The organism is Phenylobacterium sp. Root1290 (assembly GCF_001425305.1).
In the GTDB taxonomy this organism is placed as follows: Bacteria; Pseudomonadota; Alphaproteobacteria; order Caulobacterales; family Caulobacteraceae; genus Phenylobacterium.
The window spans coordinates 164,200-180,252 of the sequence record NZ_LMEE01000003.1; the positions used below are offsets into that span (position 1 = coordinate 164,200).

The 16,053-nt window shown below is 65.8% G+C and carries 14 protein-coding genes; 10 read left to right on the forward strand and 4 right to left on the reverse strand.

The window, feature by feature from the left end:
• The first annotated feature begins 148 nt into the window (after positions 1-148).
• The 3 genes from ASC79_RS15470 (at position 149) to ASC79_RS21710 (ending at position 5,307) form a co-directional block, all read left to right on the forward strand.
• Complete coding sequence (locus tag ASC79_RS15470) at positions 149-1,927, forward strand: type I secretion system permease/ATPase (protein WP_235528769.1); 1,779 nt, start codon at positions 149-151, stop codon at positions 1,925-1,927.
• Positions 1,924-3,297 (forward strand): HlyD family type I secretion periplasmic adaptor subunit, encoded by a 1,374-nt coding sequence (locus ASC79_RS15475; protein WP_235528768.1) that lies wholly within the window; start codon positions 1,924-1,926, stop codon positions 3,295-3,297. The genes ASC79_RS15470 and ASC79_RS15475 overlap by 4 nt, the downstream gene beginning before the upstream one ends.
• Positions 3,298-3,516: 219 nt before the next feature.
• The gene (locus ASC79_RS21710; protein ID WP_056022602.1) at positions 3,517-5,307 is read left to right on the forward strand and encodes a calcium-binding protein; all 1,791 of its coding nucleotides are present in this window, start codon (positions 3,517-3,519) and stop codon (positions 5,305-5,307) included.
• Positions 5,308-5,611: 304 nt separating this feature from the next.
• Here ASC79_RS21710 and ASC79_RS15485 read toward each other — a convergent pair whose 3' ends face one another.
• Together ASC79_RS15485 and ASC79_RS15490 are read right to left on the reverse strand one after the other, a co-directional pair.
• On the reverse strand, positions 5,612-6,673 hold the full coding sequence (locus tag ASC79_RS15485; RefSeq protein ID WP_056022599.1) for a M23 family metallopeptidase: 1,062 nt from the start codon (positions 6,671-6,673) through the stop codon (positions 5,612-5,614).
• A 54-nt stretch (positions 6,674-6,727) separates the two neighbouring features.
• On the reverse strand, positions 6,728-7,444 hold the full coding sequence (locus tag ASC79_RS15490) for a sulfotransferase domain-containing protein (protein WP_200937210.1): 717 nt from the start codon (positions 7,442-7,444) through the stop codon (positions 6,728-6,730).
• A 95-nt stretch (positions 7,445-7,539) separates the two neighbouring features.
• Here ASC79_RS15490 and ASC79_RS15495 point away from each other — a divergent pair, with 95 nt between their 5' ends.
• Genes ASC79_RS15495 through ASC79_RS15525 form a run of 7 tightly spaced genes read left to right on the forward strand, consistent with a single transcriptional unit; the run spans position 7,540 to position 13,294 of the window.
• A complete protein-coding gene (locus ASC79_RS15495) occupies positions 7,540-8,376 on the forward strand; it encodes a cephalosporin hydroxylase family protein (protein WP_082532156.1) in 837 nt (278 codons plus the stop codon).
• A 2-nt stretch (positions 8,377-8,378) separates the two neighbouring features.
• The gene (rfbF, locus tag ASC79_RS15500; protein WP_056022594.1) at positions 8,379-9,152 is read left to right on the forward strand and encodes a glucose-1-phosphate cytidylyltransferase; all 774 of its coding nucleotides are present in this window, start codon (positions 8,379-8,381) and stop codon (positions 9,150-9,152) included.
• A complete protein-coding gene (gene rfbG / locus ASC79_RS15505; RefSeq protein ID WP_056022591.1) occupies positions 9,149-10,207 on the forward strand; it encodes a CDP-glucose 4,6-dehydratase in 1,059 nt (352 codons plus the stop codon). Before rfbF ends, rfbG begins: the two co-directional genes overlap by 4 nt.
• Positions 10,207-11,448, forward strand: coding sequence for a class I SAM-dependent methyltransferase (locus ASC79_RS15510; RefSeq protein ID WP_056022588.1), 1,242 nt, complete (start codon positions 10,207-10,209; stop codon positions 11,446-11,448). Before rfbG ends, ASC79_RS15510 begins: the two co-directional genes overlap by 1 nt.
• The gene (locus ASC79_RS15515) at positions 11,448-11,984 is read left to right on the forward strand and encodes a dTDP-4-dehydrorhamnose 3,5-epimerase family protein (protein ID WP_056022585.1); all 537 of its coding nucleotides are present in this window, start codon (positions 11,448-11,450) and stop codon (positions 11,982-11,984) included. Before ASC79_RS15510 ends, ASC79_RS15515 begins: the two co-directional genes overlap by 1 nt.
• A 9-nt stretch (positions 11,985-11,993) precedes the next feature.
• A complete protein-coding gene (locus ASC79_RS15520) occupies positions 11,994-12,485 on the forward strand; it encodes a DapH/DapD/GlmU-related protein (protein WP_056022582.1) in 492 nt (163 codons plus the stop codon).
• A complete protein-coding gene (locus ASC79_RS15525; RefSeq protein WP_056022580.1) occupies positions 12,482-13,294 on the forward strand; it encodes an NAD(P)-dependent oxidoreductase in 813 nt (270 codons plus the stop codon). Before ASC79_RS15520 ends, ASC79_RS15525 begins: the two co-directional genes overlap by 4 nt.
• Here the strand turns inward: ASC79_RS15525 and ASC79_RS15530 are convergent.
• Complete coding sequence (locus ASC79_RS15530) at positions 13,291-15,606, reverse strand: glycosyltransferase family 41 protein (RefSeq protein ID WP_056022577.1); 2,316 nt, start codon at positions 15,604-15,606, stop codon at positions 13,291-13,293. The two genes, ASC79_RS15525 and ASC79_RS15530, sit on opposite strands and share 4 nt — an antisense overlap.
• A 126-nt stretch (positions 15,607-15,732) precedes the next feature.
• Positions 15,733-15,999 carry a SemiSWEET family sugar transporter gene (locus tag ASC79_RS15535; RefSeq protein WP_056022574.1) on the reverse strand — a complete coding sequence of 89 codons (267 nt, stop codon included), beginning with the start codon at positions 15,997-15,999 and terminating at the stop codon, positions 15,733-15,735.
• Positions 16,000-16,053: the final 54 nt, after the last annotated feature.

Consider the following 16,053-nt stretch of genomic DNA (forward strand, 5'->3'; position numbering starts at 1 on the left):
CGCGTCTCAGGCGACGGCGATTATAATTCTGACACGCATGGCGCGAATTCACGCAGCAGCGAGCGCCATTGACATCCTTAAGAGGCCCGCTCATGTGTCGCGCGTTTTTGGCGCAATCCGCCTTAGACTTCGAGCACCTATTTCGGCCATGGTCACCCCGGCCATCGGCGGCGACCATCCACGGAACGGCGCGGCGCGCATGAAGATTTTCAATCCGCTCGCGGATATGCCTGACAATCCGCTAACCCGCGCGATCAAGGAGGGCTACAAGCCGCTCGCCTACGCCGGGGGCTTCAGCTTGGTCTCGAACCTGCTGTACCTGGCGCTGCCGATCTTCACCTTCCAGATCTATGGCCGGGTGCTGTCGAGCTACAGCGTGCCGACGCTTCTGGTCCTCACCTTCATGGTGATGCTGGCCTTCCTGGTCTCCGGACTGATCGACGATTACCGCGCCAAGGTTCTGATCAACTACGGCGTCATCATGGACCAGCGGGTGTCTGGCCGGGTGTTTACGGCCCTGTTCGACTCCGTCATCCGGGGCAACCCGGCCGCCCGTTCGCAGGCCCTTCGCGATCTGGACAACTTCCGCCAGATGCTGACCGGTCCCGCCTTTGGCACGATGTTCGACCTGCCGTGGATGCCGGTGTTCATGATCGTTCTGCTGATCATCGACCCGATCATCGGGTTGGTCACGATCGGCGGCGCGATCCTGCTCTTCGTCATCACCCTGTTCCAGGATCGCGCGACGCGGCCGGCGCTCAAGGAAGCCAACGACGCCGCCCTGCGCAGCTACGCCTTCACCGATGCGGCGCTACGCAACGGCGAGGTCGTTCGGGCGATGGGCATGGTTGAGCCGCTGGGGTCGCGCTGGGCGACCTTCCGCTCCATCACCATGGAGCGCAGCGCCAGCGCCAGCGAGCGCGCCAGCGTCATCAGCAACATCAGCAAGTTCGTGCGCCAGGCGATCCAGGTGCTGATCATCGCGATCGGCGCCTACCTGGTCGTCAAGGGCAAGATCCATTCGGGCCTGTTGTTCGCCAACATGATCCTGGCGGCGCGCGCCCTGCAGCCGATCGAGCGGCTGGTGGGGTCGTGGGACGCCCTCACCAACGGCTATCGCTCCTATCAGCGCCTGAACTCCCTGTTCGCCGACTATCGTCCGACCAAGGCCACCACGACCCTGCCGAAGCCCCTGGGGCAGCTCTCCGTCGAGGGCGTGAACTTCGCCCCGCAGGGCGCCACGCGGTTCGTGCTGCAAGGCGTGAACTTCAAGATCGAGCCCGGCGAGATGCTCGGCATCATCGGCCCGTCGGGCGCCGGCAAGTCGTCGCTCGCCCGCCTGATGGTCGGCATCTGGCAGCCGAACAGCGGCAACGTCCGTCTCGACGGCGCCGATGTGTTCAGCTGGGATCGCTCTGACTTTGGCCGCCATGTCGGCTATCTGCCGCAGGACACGGAGCTGTTCTCGGGCAGTATCCGCGACAACATCGCCCGCTTCCGCGCCGATGTGGACGACGAGCAGGTCGTGCGCGCGGCCCAGGTGGCTGGCGTGCACCAGCTGATCCTGCGCTTGCCCAGCGGCTACGACACCGATCTGGGCGAGGCGGGCCATGTGCTCTCGGCCGGCCAGCGACAGCGTGTGGGCCTGGCTCGTGCGCTGCTGGGGACGCCGCGGCTGATCGTGCTCGATGAACCCAATGCGGCGCTCGACGCCGAAGGCGAGGAAGCCCTGGTCAATGCGCTCGATGCGCTGAAGGCTGGCGGCTCTACGATCGTGATCGTCTCGCACAAGCCGAGCGTGTTCCGCTCGGCGGACAAGATGCTGATGCTGCGTGACGGCCGGATGGAGATGTTCGGGCCTCGCGACCAGGTCATGTCGCGGGTCGTGCAGCCTGCAACTCCCCGCGCGATCGAGGCCGGCCGATGAAAATGGATTTCGACGCGCCGAAGCCTTACGTCACGCCGCAGTTCGACGATAAGGACCTCGTCCCGCTCGATCCGGCGCTGACCCAGCGCATGCGTCGGCCGATCCTCGCCGGTACAGCTGTGGTCGGGGTGTTCGTGGTCGGTCTGACCCTGTTCGCCTCGGTCGCCAGGATCGACAGCGCCGTGGTCGCCCCGGGCATGGTCAGGGTCGAGGACAACCGCAAGACCATCCGCCACCGCGAGGGCGGCACCGTGAAGGCGATCCTGGTCAAGGAAGGCCAGCACGTCCGCCAAAATCAGGTGCTGTTGACCTTCGACGAGGTCCAGCCCCGGGCCAGCACCGACGTGCTGCAGAATCAGCAAGACACGATGACCGCCCAGCTGGCGCGCTTCCAGGCCGAGGCCACGGATCAGAAGGCGCTGGTGATACCGCCGGAACTGACGGCCCGCGCCGCCAGCGACCCGCGGGTGGCCGGGATCATCCGCGATCAGGACTTCCTGTTCACCTCGCGGCTGCAGTTCTTCGAAACCCAGGGCGCCGTCCTGGCGCAGAAGCTCCAGCAGCTCGAGACCCAGATCGGCGGGGTGCAGGCCCAGGTCGACGCGGTGAACGAATCGGACCGCCTGACCCGCGAGGAGCTGGCGGGCTATCAGACCCTGTATGAGAAGGGCTACGCGCCCAAGACGCTGATCCTGCGCTATCAGCGCAGCCTCGCCGACCTGGCCGGACGCAAGGGCTCGCTGATTGCCGAGATCACCCGGCTGCGGGAGCAGATCGGCGAGACGCGCCTTCAGATCACGACGCTTAAGGAGCAGCGCATCACCCAGGCCGCCGAAGGCCTGCGCCAGATGCAGACGGGCCTGGCGGAGGTCACGCCCAAGCTGGCGGCCGCGCGCCAGATGCTGAACGCGGCGACGGTGCGCTCGCCGGCCGACGGCTATGTCCTCGACCTGACGCAGTTCACGATCGGCGGCATCGTCGCCCCGGGCGAGCGGCTGATGAGCGTCGTGCCGGCCAATGCGCCGCTGATCGTCACCGGGCGAATCAAGCCCCAGGATGTCGACGTCGTGAAGCCCGGCATGAAGGCCAAGGTTCGACTTTCGGCCTTTAATGCCCGCAAGACGCCGCCAGTCGACGCCACTGTGATGACCGTTTCTGCGGACCAACTGGTCGATGAGAAGACCGGCGAGGGCTACTTCCGGGTCGATCTCAAGATCCCGCCGCAGGAGCTCGTGAAGCTGCCGAAGGGCGACAAGCTAAGCCCCGGCATGCCTGCTGAAACCATGATTGTTACAGGTAATCGCTCGATCCTGTCCTACGTGGTCAGCCCGCTCACCGACACCATCCGTGACGCCCTGCGCGAGGATTGAGATGTTAACAATTGGTGTGTGGGAAACGCAGCCGCGATGGGGGTTTGCACCCGTTTTTGGTGTTGCGCATCAACCTAGGTTCCGATACGCATTCCTCGGGCTCGTTTAACCTTCGCCACGACCTTGTTGTGACGTAAGGAAAGGACCGCTGGGACCGCTCCATTGGAAAATGGTGGCCAGGCGTTTCGGGGGTCCATGTGACACAGACTGGAGAGAAGCATGGCTAACTACTTCTTTGAGACGATCACGGCGGCGCAAGCTCTTGCGTACTCCGCCGGCACAGATCAGCTCATTTTCAGCACCCCGACTGCGACCGCTTCGGCCGTGTCGGTGGTGATCAACGCGGCGACCGCGACCACGTCGGAAACCATCTCGCTGACCTTCGCCGGTCGCACCGTCGTCTTCGGCACGGGCTTCTACGGCGAAACCCCGGTTCTCCCGGACGGTTCGGTGTTCTTCCTGGGTGACGCCGCTTCGACCGTGGCTGACACGGTCGCCGGCAGCGCGCTCGGCGACGTGCTCTGGGGCGGCGACGGCACTGACAGCCTGACGGGCGCTGCTGGCAACGACTACCTGCAGGGCAATAAGGGCAACGACTCCATCGCTGGCGATGGCGGCAATGACACCCTGCTCGGCGGTCAAGGCGACGACGTCATCGGCGACACCGGCGGTTCGAACTACATCCATGGCAACATGGGTAACGACAGCATCACCGGCGGTTCCAGCGCTGACCTGATTTACGGCGGCCAAGGCGATGACACCATCGTCGCGGGCGCTGGCGCTGACGCGGTCTATGCTGACGCTGGCGTTGATAGCGTCAACGGCGGTGACGGCAACGACACCATCTACGGCCTAGCCGGCACCGACACCCTGGCGGGTGGTGCGGGCGACGACAGCATTGACGGTGGCGACGCTAACGACACCATCAACGGCGATGACGGCAACGACACTCTGTTTGGTGGTCAAGGCGTCGACAGCATTGCTGGTGGACTGGGCAACGACCTGATCAACGGCAACCAAGGCAACGACACCATCAACGGTGGCGACGGCAACAACACCATCTCGGGTGGTCAAGACAGCGACACCATCACCGTTGGGGACGGCAACCATTGGCTCCATGGCAACATGGGCGATGACAATGTCTCGGGCGGCACGGGCAACGACACCATCTACGGCGGTCAAGGCAACGACACCATCGTGGCTGGCGACGGCGCCAACCAAGTGTACGGCGACCTGGGCAACGATAACATCACTGCCGGTGCGGGCGCTGACACCATCTACGGCGGTGGCGGTGATGACACCATCAGCGGTGGCGCTGGCAATAACTGGGTCGACGCTGGCGACGGCACCGACACCATCACTGTCGGCAACGGCAACAACACCATCGCCGGCGGCGCGGGTGACGACACGATCACTGTCGGCACTGGCAAGAACACCGTTGACGGTGGCGACGGTAACGACACGATCACCGTGGGCGCTGGTGGCGGTGCTACCGCCAACAACACGCTGAACGGCGGCGCTGGAAACGACAACATCACCGGTGGTGACGCGGCTGACACCCTGTCGGGTGGCGACGGCAACGACATCCTGGTTGGCGGCGCTGGTAACGACGTCATCGGCGGCGGCACTGGCGACGACACCCTGACGGGTGGCGCTGGCAAGGACACCCTGACGGGTGGGGCTGGCAACGATACCTTCGTGTTCGGTGCTACCGACTCGAGCGCGGTCGCTGGTGAACTCGACCAGATCAACGGCTGGGAAGTGGGCGATAAGCTCGACCTGACTGTGGCCGTTACGGCGGGCACCTACACCGAGATCACCTCGGCCGACTACGCGACGGCTAAGGCGACTGCGGACGCGCTGCTGAACGGCGCCATCAACGTTGTGTCGGCTCAAGTCGGCAGCGACGTGGTGGTGTTCATCAGCACCGCCGCTGGTGGTGGTGCGGAATCGGCCATCGCTCTGGTCGGCGCCAACCTGAGCTCGATCAGCGAGACCAACTTCATCTAAGGTCTCAGACCTTAGAAGAATTGAGGGCCGTCCTTCGGGGCGGCCCTTTTTTCATGCCTGGTGTGCCTGCTCGGCATGCGCGGCCGCTACTGGCCGAATGTTGTGGGAGGCGCTCCGCGGTGTCGCACAAAAGAAATCGGGCGGCGAAGCTGGTGCTTCGCCGCCCGATCAATGCGACACAGCCATGGAGAGCAAGGCTGACATCGAACTGTAACGCACCACGACTCACGCGCAAAGAGGCCGTACGCGTTCCTCAAGGGGGCTAACGAATTTGTGAGCGGCGCCGTAGCGCGCGGTTCCGGGTCTAGTCGCCCAGGCGTACCGAGAACGTGCGGCTCACCGCCGTCTCGCTCCCCCGGCGAACCACATAGGTCGCGCGATACTCGCCCTTCGGCCACGCTGCGCCAGTTGCACGCTTGCCGACGAACGTCATGTACTGGGCCTTTGCCCGATCTAGCGGCGGCTGTCCGCCCGTTGCCACTGGCCGTCCGTCAGGCCCCACAATCGTCAGTTCCTGAACGTCGCCGCCATGCAGGTTGATTGCGCGTACATAGGCGACCAGCATCGGCGAGGCCGTGGTCGGCGCAGTGATTCCGCCAGCCTCGATCGCATCCATCGAAACAGGTGCGTCCGCGAAGCCCGCGTTGAGCACCGCCCCGGTCTTGTAGGCCATGGCATCTGCAGCCTGAGGCCTCCACATCCCCCGACCGCCTGTTCCGACGTCACAAGCGGCGGGGGCCAAAGCCGGCGCGAACGGGTCGACCATGGCGCTGTTGTGGCGGACGGTGATGTGGGCGTGCGGGTACTCGGTGTTGCCGGAGAGGCCGATGTTCGCCAGCGGCTGACCGGCGGCGACCTGTTCGCCCACCGCGATCTTCAGGCTGCCTTTGGCCAGATGGCAGTACTGGGTCTCCCAGCCGTCGCCGTGATCAACAACGACGCCGTTGCCGCACTCCGCCCCGCTCACCGCCGCCGCCCCTGTCGTCCGAACGGAGACGTCAGCCACGCCATCGCGAAGCCTCGCGACGCGCCCGGGGGCGGCCGCGAGCACCGCCACGCCCGCGCGCTGGGCCGCCATGTCGTGGATGCGGATGTCTATGCCCCCGTGGCCGTCATAGGTGTTTGTCCCGCAGCGGAAGTCCTTCGCCCCCGGGCCCGGGTCATGATCGACATAGTTCTGCACCTCGCAGGTTTGTCCGACGACGCACGCCACTGGGAACGTGAGCTGGGGGCCGGACGCGGGGGCCTCCGCCGACGTCGCGGGGTTCGGCGCCGCGGATGCTTGCACGGCGTCGGCACTGCTGGCCTTCTCGCTTGGCGAGCAGGCGGCGAGGATCCCGGCGAGGAACAATTGGGCGTGCTTCAAGGGCGTCTCCTTTCCCGCAACGTCGCCAGACGCCGGGGCCGGAATATGACCTCGCTAGAAGGAGACGCCTGTCAGCCGGGCCAACCGCGCCATGTCTTCGGCGTAGATCTCCCGCAGATGGGCTACGTCGCCGACCGACAGCGCGCCGCCGATATCCTCCCCGACATGTACATCGCGATGCTCGACAGGGCCTCGTGGCGGGGCTCCGAGAAACTGCCCGACCGTATTCAGGGCCGCGCCCGGATCGCGCCGAAGATCATTGGCTTTAAGCAGCAGAACCTGCTCGCGCGGGAAGAGGGCGAGCAGCCGCTCGATCTGCTCGCCGTAGAAACCGCGCTCGACGTACGAGAACTCCCGATGCGCGCCCCACGGCTCGGCGTCGAACAACCGTGCCCGTCCTTGCCGGATACACCACGAGAATGGCTGGGTTTCGACCCCGCGCGAGGTCTCCATTCGCCAGTGCGACCAAGCCCGCTCGACCGGATCGCGCAACATCACGATCAGCCGGACATCGCGATTGTAGGTGGCGATCCGCTCCAGGCACCGCGGCCAATAGAGATAGATCGGCGTCGCCTCACCACGGATCGCATCCCGCCGCCAGTCGAACTGCGCATGGTAGGGGGCGTAGTCCGGCGCCGCCCAATCCACGCTCTCGTCGTCGAAGAAGTGCACCTCCTTCGTCGCCGAAAGCGCATAGGCCGGATCGTCAGACAGGTAGTCGAACAACGCCGTGGTCCCCGCCTTCTGCACCCCGGCGATGATGAAGTTCACTCGCGACGCCACACCTGGCCCCCAATCCATGCCGCTAGCGGCGATCAGCCCTTGGATACGGCTTCATCGCGCAAACGACACGAGATAATAGAGGCATGATTTCGCTGTCGGGGCGGGCAGGCTATCTCCTGTTCCCGACGCATCCGCACAAAGGCCTGAAGAACTTGATCACCACCATCGACGAAGAGCGCGGCGAGGTCATCGTCAAGACCGGCGAGACCGAGGTTCGTCACAGCCTGGCGAGCGCCGAAGGCTTCGCGGCTGCGTCCAAGGCTTGGCTGCGCGCCACCTGGGACTCCAAGTACGTCTACTCCTTCGCCTGGATGGGCCGACCGATCATCCAGCTGCCTGAGGATATGATTCGCCTGCAGGAGGTGATCTACGCCCTCCAGCCCGACGTCCTGGTGGAAACCGGCGTCGCCCACGGCGGCTCGCTGATCTTCTATGCCTCGCTGTTCGAAGCGATGGGCAAGGGCCGCGTCGTCGGCATCGACATTGAGATCCGGCCGCACAACCGCGCCGCCATTGAAGCCCATCCGATGAAGAAGCGTATCGAGCTGATCGAGGGCTCCTCGACCGCTCCAGAAGTGCTCGATCAGGTCAAGGCCCAGATCAAGCCGGGCGAGAAGGTGCTGGTCGTCCTGGACTCCAACCACACCCACGCCCACGTGCTGGAAGAGCTCCGCCTCTACGGGGAACTGATCGAGGTCGGCTCCTACGTCGTGGCCACCGATGGCATCATGGCGCAGGTGAAGGGCGGCCCGCGCACCGCCGACGACTGGGACTGGAACAATCCGCAAAAGGCGGTCCACGACTTCGTCGCGCAGGACAAGCGCTTCATCGTCGAAGAGCCGGCCTTCCCGTTCAACGAAGGCGTGGTGACTGAACGCGTAACCTACTGGCCGGACGCCTTCGTGAAGCGGATCGCCTAACGATGAAGGTCGTACTTCTCGCCGGCGGTCTGGGCACGCGGATCTCCGAGGAAAGCCACCTCAAGCCCAAGCCCATGATCGAGGTGGGCGGACGGCCGATCCTTTGGCACATCATGAAGCTGTACTCGCACTACGGCTTCAACGACTTCATCGTGTGCCTGGGCTACAAGGGCTATGTGGTGAAGGAGTACTTCGCCAACTACGTCCTGCATAACGCCGACCTGACGGTCGATCTGTCCAAGGGCAGCGTCGAGTACCACGCCACCAATCACGAGCCCTGGCGCGTGACGCTGGTGGATACCGGTGCGGATACGATGACCGGCGGCCGGCTGAAGCGGGTCGCGCAGTATCTGGACCCGAACGAACCCTTCTGCCTGACCTATGGCGACGGCGTGAGCGATATCGACCTCGGCGCGCTGGTCGAGTTTCACAAGGGGCACGGCAAGCAGGCCACTGTCAGCGCCGTATCGCCGCCGGGACGCTTCGGCGCGCTGGAGATCGTCGATGGCGGCGTCAAGCGCTTCATCGAAAAGCCCCCTGGCGACAACGGCCTGATCAATGGCGGCTTCTTCGTCCTGGAACCGCAGGTGATCGAGCGAATCGCCGACGATTCGACCGTCTGGGAACTGGAGCCGCTGGAGAGCCTCGCCCGTGAGGGCCAGCTGATGGCCCGTCCGCATGACGGCTTCTGGGCAGCCATGGACACCCTGCGCGACAAGAACACGCTCGAGTCCCTGTGGGCGTCGGGCAAGGCGCCCTGGAAGCTCTGGGAATGACGCGACCGAGCCCCGCCTTCTGGTCGGGAAAGCGCGTCCTGCTGACGGGACACACCGGGTTCAAGGGTTCGTGGGCGGCGGTCTGGCTGGCGCAGATGGGCGCTCAGGTCACGGGCCTGTCGCTCGCCCCTGATCAGACGCCGGCGCTCTTCGACCAAGCTGGGGTCCGTGACCTTGTCGATTCTCATTTTGTCGACCTGCGCGACCAGGCCGCGGTCGAGGCGCTGATTGGGGCGCATGAGTTCGATCTGGTCCTGCACATGGCGGCCCAGCCGATCGTGCGTACCTCGATCGAGGATCCGGTCGCGACCTTCGCCGCCAACATCATGGGCGCCGTCCACCTGCTGCAGGCCCTGCGCGCGCAGTCGGCGCTGTCGGCCGCCCTGGTCGTCACTTCGGACAAGGTCTACGCCAACAACGAGCAGGGCAGGGCCTTCCAGGAGACCGACGCCCTTGGCGGCAAGGATCCGTACTCCGCCTCCAAGGCGGCGGCCGAGATCGTCACTCAATCCTTCGCCCGCAGCTTCTTCGAGAAGGCTGGCGTCCCGCTGGCCACGGCTCGTGGCGGCAACGTCATCGGCGGCGGCGACTTCTCCCGCGACCGACTGGTGGCCGACATTGTTCGCGCGGGCGCCAGCCAGGCCCAGACCGTCCTTCGCCATCCGGAAGCCACTCGCCCCTGGCAGCACGTTCTCGACTGTGTCGCCGGCTACCTTGTGTTCCTCGAGCGGCTGGCCGCCGACCCGGCGGCGCCGCGTGCGCTCAACTTCGGTCCGCGTCCTGGCGGTCCGGAAGTCACCGTCGGCGAACTCGCCACGCGGGCGACCGAGGCCCTGGGCGCCAAGCCGTGGCGCCACGAACCCGATCCCAATTCGCTGGAGGCCAAGTCCCTCGGCATCGACGCCAGCCTGGCCCGCCAGGTGCTCGGCTTCGAAAGCCGGCTGGACGCGCCCGCCGCCGTTGAATGGACCATGGACTGGTACCGCGCCCAGGCCGATGGCGGCGACGCCCTGGCCCTTATTCGCGACCAGATCTCGCGTTACGAAAGCCTTTGATGACTGCTCCGACCTGCCGCTTCTGCCGCGCGCCGCTGACCCAGACGTTTCTCGACCTGGGCGATCAGCCGTTGGCCAATTCCTACCTGACCAAGGCTCAACTGGAGTCTGGCAAGGAGGGGTTTTACCCGCTGCACACCCGCGTCTGCGGGACCTGTTTCCTGGTCCAGGCTGACGATCCGGTCGCGGCGGACGCCATCTTCGACGAGGGTTACGCCTACTTTTCCGCCTATTCCGAGAGCTGGGTGGCGCACGCCAAGCGCTATGCGGAAGCGATGGCAGCCCGCTTCGGACTCGGCCCGCAGTCGCTGGTCATCGAGGTCGCCTCCAACGACGGCTACCTGCTGCAGCACTTCAAGGCGATGGGCGTACCGGTGCTGGGGATCGAGCCGACCGCGAACACCGCCGAGGTGGCGATCAAGGAGCGCGGCGTTCCGACGGAAGTCACCTTCTTCAACGACGCCACCGGCCGGGACCTGAAGGCCCGCGGGATCTCCGCCGACCTGATGGCCGGCAACAACGTCCTGGCCCACGTGCCCGACATCGGCGACTTCGTCGCCGGCTTCCAGCACGTGCTGAAGCCGGAAGGCGTCCTGACCTTCGAGTTCCCGCACCTGCTGAACCTGATCGAGAAGGTCCAGTTCGACACCATCTATCACGAGCACTACTCCTACCTGTCGCTGCTGGCGGTGGAGAAGGTGCTGCACGCCAACGGCCTGCGCCCGTTCGACGTCGAGCTGCTGGCGACCCATGGCGGCTCTCTGCGGCTGTTCTGCGCCCACGAGGCCTCCGCCCATCAGGAAACCCAGGCGCTGAAGGACCTGCGGGCCCGCGAGCACGCCGCCCGTCTGGATCAGCCGGCCGGTTACGAGGGCTTCGCCGCGCGCGTGGAGGAGGTCCGTCGTGGCTTCCTCGAATTCCTCGCCAAGGCCAAGAGCGAGGGCAAGACCGTCGCCGCCTACGGGGCGGCCGCCAAGGGCAACACCTTCCTGAACTACGCCGGCGTCACGCCGGCCGACATCGTGGCGGTGTTCGACGCCAATCCTCATAAGCAGGACCGCTTCCTGCCGGGCACGCAAATTCCGATCCACGCTCCGGCGGCGATCGCGGACTTCAAGCCCGACTACGTAGTCATCCTGCCTTGGAACCTGAAGGACGAGATCATGGGCCAACTGGCCTATATCCGCGATTGGGGCGGGCAGTTCGTGACCGCCGCGCCGGACACCAAGGTCGTCGGCTGATGCAGTTCACGGCGACCGACATCGACGGCGTCGTTGTCGTCGATCTGGACCTGATGTGCGACGAACGCGGCGCGTTCGCGCGGCTGCATTGCCCGGACGAGTTCGCGGCCGCCGGCCATCCGTTCGTCCCACAGCAGACCAGCCTCTCGCGCAACGCCCGGGCGGGCACGCTGCGCGGCATGCACTACGAAGCCGCCCCCCATGAGGAAGCCAAGCTGGTCCGGGTCGTCCGCGGGCGGATCTTCGACGTCGCCGTCGACTTGCGCTCCTCCAGCCCGACCTACCGCCGTTGGACCGGGACCGAGCTCTCCGCACAGAGCGGCCGCGCCCTGCTGATCGGGAAGGGCATGGCCCACGGCTTCATCACACTGGAGGACGACACCGACGTCCTCTACCAGATCGACCGCATCTTCGAGCCGGGTCACGGCCGCGGCGTGCGCTGGAACGATCCGGCGTTTGGCATCGAGTGGCCTGCGACACCGCTCGTCATTTCGGAGCGGGATGCGGGCTATCGCGACCACGACGCCGCCTCTTAGACTGCGCGCATGCTCGACATCGACCCATCCGCCAAGATTTCGCCACTTGCCGACATCGAAGCCTCGGCCCGGGGCACGCTGATGCGCATCGGCGCGCGGACGATGGTCGACGCCTTCGTGAAGATCAAACCAGCCGGCGGCATGGGCGAGCTGGTCATCGGCGCTGACTGCGCCATCAATTCGGGCACGGTGATCTACACCGGAAACGGCGTGAAGCTGGGCGACGCAGTGTTGATCGCCGCCAACTGCACCCTTGCGCCGACCAACCACGCTTTCGGCGATCGCTCGCGCCGGATCCGTGAACAGGGATTCCTCCCGTCGAAGGGAGGAATTGTCATCGGCGATGATGTCTGGCTTGGCGCGAACGTCGTGGTGCTGGATGGCGCGGATATCGGGGCCGGATGCATCGTCGCCGCCGGGTCGGTCGTTCGCGGCGTCCTGGAGCCCTATTCGATCTACGCGGGCGTCCCGGCCAAGCGCGTCGGCGCGCGCGGCGAATGACGCGCTACACGATCATCGGCGCCCGCGGTTTCATCGGCTCGCGGCTGCTCGGCGCGCTGAACGCACGCGACGAAGACATCTACGCGCCCGAACGCGGGGATCGCGATCTGTTCAGACGCGACCTTGGCCGCGTGTTCTACTGCGCTGGCCTGACCGGCGACTTCATGGTCCGGCCCTTCGACACGGTCGAAGCTCATGTCGGCCTGCTCACTCAACTGCTTCGCGATGCGAGCTTCGAGCGGCTTATCTACCTCTCCTCGACGCGGGTCTATGACAGCCTGGGCCCCCGCGGCGGCAATGAGAGCGACACCCTGGAGTTCGACGTCGCCGCGCCGCGCAACGTCTATGATCTCTCCAAGGCGCTGGGCGAGAACCTCTGCCTCGCGCGCTCTGGCGGCCGTGCGGCGGTGGCGCGCCTGGCCAATGTCTTCGACTGGACCGACGACGCCGGCGGCTTCCTCTCGGACCTGCTCAAGCGGGCGCGGCGGGAAAAGGTGATGACGCTCGATAGCTCCCCGCAGGCCGGTCGCGACTACATCCATGCCGACGACGTCATCGCCGCCCTGCTGGCCATGGATGCGCAGGAAGCGCACGGGATCGTTAACGTGGCGCGTGGAGAGGCGATCTCCAATGGAGATGTCGCCGCCGTCTTCGCCGCCGCCGGATGGACCCTGAACCTGACCGGCCAGGGCGCCCCGCACGGACCGGTGTGCGACATCGGCCGGCTGCTGAGCCTTGGCGTCGCGCCGCGCGATGTGCGCACCGTGATCGCCGGCGCGCTCGCCGATCCGGGCTTCTTCCTGGGCTAGGCTGCGGCGGAGATCTTTCCGCTCGCCCGCGCCCGGTTGATGGCGCCTTCCAGCATCTCATAGAAGTCGGCGGCGAACTGCTTGGTCTGGCCGAGCGGGCTGGCCTTGAGCATCGCGCGCAGATCGGTGCGCAGCGCCGCGCGGCGATCGGGATCGCCAGCCAGCCGCAGCGCGATCTCGACGAACTCGTTCGGCGTGCGGGCGCACAGGTCGCCGAGGCCCGCATTGGTGAGGATCGAGTAGCTCAGCCGTTCGAACATCGCCTCGCCGACCAGGCTGATCGTGGGCACGCCCATCCATAACGCCTCGCAAGTCGTGGTGCCTCCCGTCTGCGGGAAGGTGTCCAGGGCGATGTCGATCTCATTGTAGAATGGCATGTGCGCGCCACGGATGTCCTCGAACCGCACGCGTTCCGGGCCCACGCCCTCCGCAGCGAAGAGCGCGAGAATGTTCTTGCGGAAGGTGGGCGTCCCGCCTTCGGGGCGCACGAACAGGAACTGGGCGTTTTCGACCGCTGCGGTCACCCGCGCCCAGGTCCGCACCATGTCGCGGCTGTACTTGTAGGGGTTGTTGGCGGTGCCGAAGGTCAGAAAACCCTTGCGCTGCTCAGGCGTGCCCTCGGTGATCGGACGCTCGGGAAATGCCTGCTCGCCCATGGCGATCCAGCTCTTGGGCATCAGCAGTGGTTCTTCGATCAGCAAGTCGCGGCTGGTCGGCGCGACATAGGGATCGAGGATCAGGTGGTCGATGGTCTCTAGGCCCGCTGAGTGCGGATAGCCCAGCCAGCTGGCCTGCAGCGGCGCGGGGTTGAAGGCCATGACGCCCAGCTTGTTCATGTGCGTGGATCCGCCCAGTTCGATCAGCATGTCGACCTGGTCGTTGGCGATCATCTGGGCCGCGTCGCGGTCGTTGATGTCCTTCTCCCAGCGGAACCCGTCGACCAGCTGCGTGATCCGCGTCTGGGTCTGATCGGCTTGGTCGCCCTGGTAGTAGGAGTAGCAGTAGAGCTCGAAGCGCGAGCGGTCGACGTGCTGGAACAGCGGCATGGCGAAGTACGCCACGGGATGATTGCGCAGGTCGGACGACATGAAACCGATGCGCAGCTTGCCGTTGTCGGCCCGCGGCGCGGCGCGCTCGATCGGCCAACGGTCGATGGTCTTGGCGACGGCGCGGCCCCAGACACGGTGCATTTCAAGCAGATCCAGCCGGTCTTCCTGGTTCGTGATCCGCCCTAGGTGCCCCAGAAGGGCGGTATGCTTGCCTGAACTCGCCCAGCTGTGGCCGACTTCGGAGAAGCTGCCCAGCATGTCGGCGGTGTCGTAGTCGCCGAGCCGGATCAGGATCTCCAGCGCCACCTTGAGGCCCGCCGGGTTCAGCTTGACCGTCGGGTCGACGGCTTCCTTCAGGATCTGGTAGGCGCGCTCGAGGTGCTGGGCCTCGTCGCCGTGGCGCGAGCGCGCGAGGCTTTCGGCCAGCGCGATCCGATAGTCAAAATTGTCAGGCGCAAGCTTGAGCGCGATCTCCATGTGCTCGTTGCCGCGCTTGCGGTCGTAGTCGCTGATCACGCCGCCGAGCTGGTGGTGGAGCCAGGCCTGGTCCTCGTAGCGGTCACGTAGCGAGATCAGATAGGCCTCAGCGTCGCGCAGCCGGCCGGAACGGCGCAGCGCGGTGCTTCGAGCCTCGCAGAGGCGCATGCCGTCCGGATTGGCGACGAGGGCCTGGTCGATGATCGCCACGGCTTCGGGATAGCTCTTGTGCTCGGCCGTGGTCGCCGCGAGATCGAGCCAGGCGTCGACATAGTCCGGCTTCAGCTTCACCGCCAGGTTCAGGCGCATGATCGCCTTGTCCAGCTCGCCGCCGTACCAGTAGCCGCGGCCCAGGTTCCGTTGCGCCTCTGCCGAGTTCGGCTGCAGGCGGACGATCTTCGTGAAGACCTCCACCGCCGCGGGGCCGTTGCGCATGTCGTTGTAGACGTTGCCGCGGTTGCTCAGCGCCGAGGTGTTCTTCGGATTGAGCTTCTCGGCCTGCCGAAACGCCTTGATCGCTTCGTCGAAGTTCTTGGCCCGGCGGTAGCTTACGCCGAGCACGTTCCAGAGGTCGTAGTCCTTCGGATACAGCTCGACACCGGCCTTGGCCCACCGCCCCATTGGCTCGAAGCGGCCGTGGCGGAAGAGGATGGCGGTGAAGTTGCGGTAGAGCCCGACGGGCGCCTTCGGGTCTCGCTCCAGTTCGGCCTCGATCAGGCGAACGCCCTCGTTGACGTCGCCGGCTTTCAGCGCGGCTTCGGCGGGAGCGAATCTATCAGTCGACATCAAGGCATCCTGTCGCGCCGGCCGGGGGCCGCGCGGGTAGCGGGTTTTGGCGAAGCGGTCAGGGATGACGCGCGAAGTGACCCGGCAACTTAATGACGGCGGCCCGCGGCGCCAACTATGGCGCGGTTATCCGTCGCGGAACCGCCACTTCAGCCCGAGGATGACGCCCGACAGCAGCAGGCACACGCTGTTGGCCCCGATGACCGGCCAACTGCCGGTCATCACGCCGTAGATCGTCCAGAGCGTGAATCCCGTCACCGTCACGACGTACATCCGCAGGCTGATCGACGAAGCGTCCTTCTCGCGCCAGATCTTCAGGATCTGCGGCGTGAAGCTGGCCATCGAGCAGAGCGCGGCGGCGGTTCCGACGATGTCGGGCAGGGACATGGCCATGGGCGCACAACGGGCCGCCGCGGCCAAGGTTGCGCGCATGAAGAAGGGCGCGGA